The sequence below is a fragment of the Pseudomonas sp. AGC41 genome (assembly GCF_057334555.1).
This window is the reverse complement of sequence record NZ_JBHFJB010000124.1, coordinates 1,245-3,212: the sequence shown is the minus strand read 5'-3', so window position 1 is coordinate 3,212 and position 1,968 is coordinate 1,245. Positions and strand designations below refer to the sequence as shown.

3 protein-coding genes are annotated in these 1,968 nt (G+C 62.3%); all 3 read left to right on the top strand.

The annotated features are described in order from the left end of the window. Positions 1–171 precede the first annotated feature (171 nt). The gene (speB, locus tag ACE04F_RS21290; protein ID WP_420767428.1) at positions 172–1,122 is read left to right on the top strand and encodes an agmatinase; all 951 of its coding nucleotides are present in this window, start codon (positions 172–174) and stop codon (positions 1,120–1,122) included. Positions 1,123–1,131: 9 nt separating this feature from the next. Beyond that, positions 1,132–1,539 carry a YybH family protein gene (locus ACE04F_RS21285; protein WP_486109775.1) on the top strand — a complete coding sequence of 136 codons (408 nt, stop codon included), beginning with the start codon at positions 1,132–1,134 and terminating at the stop codon, positions 1,537–1,539. Positions 1,540–1,590: 51 nt separating this feature from the next. Further along, on the top strand, positions 1,591–1,968 hold a 378-nt coding region (locus ACE04F_RS21280; protein WP_486109839.1), incomplete at its 3' end, for a cytosine permease.

Genomic DNA, 1,968 nt, shown 5'->3' with positions numbered 1-1,968 from the left:
GCCACAGGGGCATCATCTGCCCAGGGGATGCGCTGATTGGAAGTCTATCGCCCTGCCCACCATTAGTTTAGAAAAATCTGAACTAAGTATTTGCCGCCAGCGATTCTTCACGGCTCGGGCTTTTCGCAGAATCGGCCGCTGATAAATAAAACAAACGATGAGGCCCTACCCGTGGACAAGATTCTTCACCAACCACTGGGCGGCAATGAAATGCCGCGCTTCGGCGGCATCGCCACCATGATGCGACTTCCCCACGTGCCCACCGCTGCCGGCCTGGACGCTGCCTTTGTCGGCGTGCCACTGGATATCGGCACCTCCCTGCGCGCCGGTACCCGTTTCGGGCCGCGCGAGATCCGCGCCGAATCCGTGATGATCCGCCCATACAACATGGCCACCGGTGCCGCGCCGTTCGACTCGCTGTCGGTGGCGGACATTGGCGATGTGGCGATCAACACCTTCAACCTGCTCGACGCGGTGCGGATCATCGAAGAGTCGTACCACAAGATCCTCGAACACAACGTCATCCCCCTGACCCTGGGCGGCGACCACACCATCACCCTGCCGATCCTGCGGGCGATCCACAAAAAACACGGCAAGGTCGGTCTCGTGCACATCGACGCCCACGCTGATGTGAACGATCACATGTTCGGCGAGAAAATCGCCCACGGCACCACCTTCCGCCGCGCCGTCGAAGAGGGCCTGCTCGACTGCGATCGCGTGGTGCAGATCGGCCTGCGCGCCCAGGGTTATACCGCCGAGGATTTCAACTGGAGCCGCAACCAGGGCTTCCGTGTGGTCCAGGCCGAAGAGTGCTGGCACAAATCCCTGGCTCCGCTGATGGCCGAAGTGCGCGAGAAAGTCGGCGGCGGCCCGGTGTACCTGAGCTTCGACATCGACGGCATCGACCCGGCCTGGGCGCCAGGCACCGGCACCCCGGAAATCGGCGGCCTGACCACCATCCAGGCGATCGAGATCGTGCGTGGCTGCCAGGGCCTCGACCTGGTCGGTTGCGATCTGGTAGAAGTTTCTCCGCCGTACGACACCACCGGCAACACCTCGCTGCTGGGCGCCAACCTGCTGTACGAGATGCTTTGCGTACTGCCCGGCGTGGTCCATCGCTGAGGCGCCGCCATGAGCCATCGAGATCAGGTTCTCAAGGCCGCCGCCGAGCTGGTATCGGCCTTCGCCCGCAATGACCGCGAGGCTTACTTCGGCGCATTCAGCGCCGATGCGAGCTTCGTGTTCTACACCCTCGAACAGCCGCTGCTGTCACGCGAGGCCTACCTGGCCTTGTGGGACCGCTGGCGCGCCGAGGATGGCTTCGAGGTGCTGCGTTGCACCTCGAGCAACGCCTTCGTCAGCCTGCAAGGGGACGTGGCGATTTTCATCCATGACGTGGCCACCGAGCTGCGCATGCAAGGGGAGCTGCACTCTAGCCAGGAGCGCGAAACCATCGTGTTTCGCCAAAAACAACAAGGCCTATGGCTGGCCTGTCATGAACATTTGTCCGCAATGCCGGAAGGGCTGCCACCCCCTTAGCCAAACAGGCGACGTTCACAGCCGATGAACGCGCCTCGATGATCGGAGCAGATCATGAATAACAATAACGATAAAAGCCTTACGCACATTGAAACCAACGGGGTCGAACAGATCCCCGACCACGAACGAAGCGCCGGCCCGGGCGATCTGTTTCGCCTGATCTTCGGCGGCGCCAACACCTTTGCCACCGCCGTACTCGGCAGTTTTCCAGTGCTGTTCGGCCTGTCCTTCCAGGCCGGGGTCTGGGCGATCGTGCTGGGGGTATTGGTTGGTTCGATCATCCTCGCGCCGATGGGCCTGTTCGGCCCGCTCAACGGCACCAACAACGCCGTGTCCTCGGGCGCGCATTTCGGCGTCCATGGGCGAATCGTCGGCTCGTTCCTGTCGCTGCTGACCGCCATCGCGTTCTTCTCGCTGTCGGTGTGGAGT